Below are 506 nucleotides of genomic sequence, written 5' to 3'. Positions count from 1 at the left end.
TTGGAAGAGTACTTGGCCAAGCAAGGCAGACCAGCTTCTGATGCTAAAATGTTGAGAATTGACAAGTTGGCTTGCTTGGGTTGCTGTTGTTTCTGTACCGTTCTTTACATCTGCAACGATGAATTTTTGAAGAAGAACCCTGAAAAGGTCAGAAAGTTCTTGAAAGCCATCAAGAAGGCAACCGACTACGTTCTAGCCGACCCTGTGAAGGCTTGGAAAGAATACATCGACTTCAAGCCTCAATTGAACAACGATCTATCCTACAAGCAATATCAAAGATGTTACGCTTACTTCTCTTCATCTTTGTACAATGTTCACCGTGACTGGAAGAAGGTTACCGGTTACGGTAAGAGATTAGCCATCTTGCCACCAGACTATGTCTCGAACTACACTAATGAATACTTGTCCTGGCCAGAACCAGAAGAGGTTTCTGATCCTTTGGAAGCTCAAAGATTGATGGCTATTCATCAAGAAAAATGCAGACAGGAAGGTACTTTCAAGAGATT

Annotated in this window: 1 protein-coding gene; it reads left to right on the top strand. The window is 42.3% G+C overall.

Annotated elements, in window-relative coordinates:
• Positions 1-12: 12 nt before the first annotated feature.
• The coding region (locus tag IE124_RS36495) for an ABC transporter substrate-binding protein (RefSeq protein ID WP_189514122.1) at positions 13-506 on the top strand (494 nt) is incomplete at its 3' end.

It is taken from the genome of Streptomyces narbonensis (assembly GCF_014649015.1).
Lineage (GTDB): Bacteria > Actinomycetota > Actinomycetes > Streptomycetales > Streptomycetaceae > Streptomyces > Streptomyces narbonensis.
The sequence above is the reverse complement of the archived record's forward strand: the minus strand, read 5'-3'. Positions and strand labels throughout refer to the sequence as shown.